Origin of the sequence: Terrabacter sp. Ter38 (genome assembly GCF_024519435.1) — a bacterium.
GTDB lineage: Bacteria > Actinomycetota > Actinomycetes > Actinomycetales > Dermatophilaceae > Terrabacter.
Window position 1 is genome coordinate 1 of record NZ_JALJRZ010000035.1, and the last position, 372, is coordinate 372.

Consider the following 372-nt stretch of genomic DNA (forward strand, 5'->3'; position numbering starts at 1 on the left):
ACCACGCGCTGTGCATCGGTCAGGGGATGACTCGGCTCCGCGGCAGCAGGACGACGGGGCCGTGCGTCCCGGGGTGCCCCCCTGCCCCGCGTGGCTCCCTTTTCCCCCTCTCTCTTCTCTTCCTTCTCTTTTCCTTCTTTCCCCTTCCCCCTTCTCCCCCTCTCCCCCCTCTCTTCTTCTCCCTCTTCTTTCTTCTTCCTCCCTCCCTCCTCCCCCTCTCTCCTTTCCCTCTCTCCTCTCTCCCTCTTCTCTTTTCCTTCCCTCTCCTTTCTTTTTTCCCCCTTTTCCTCTCTTCCCTTCCCCTCCTTTTCCTTTTCTTTTTCCCCCTTTTTCCTTCCCTTCCTCTCCTCTCCCTCTTCCTTCTTTCGGCTG

The 372-nt window shown here is 58.6% G+C and carries 1 protein-coding gene; it reads right to left on the bottom strand.

Features of this window, described 5'->3' with window-relative positions; genetic code table 11:
• Positions 1–19: 19 nt before the first annotated feature.
• Positions 20–372, bottom strand: a 353-nt coding sequence (locus NR112_RS22265; RefSeq protein WP_256796471.1) for a hypothetical protein, incomplete at its 5' end; no start/stop codon positions are given.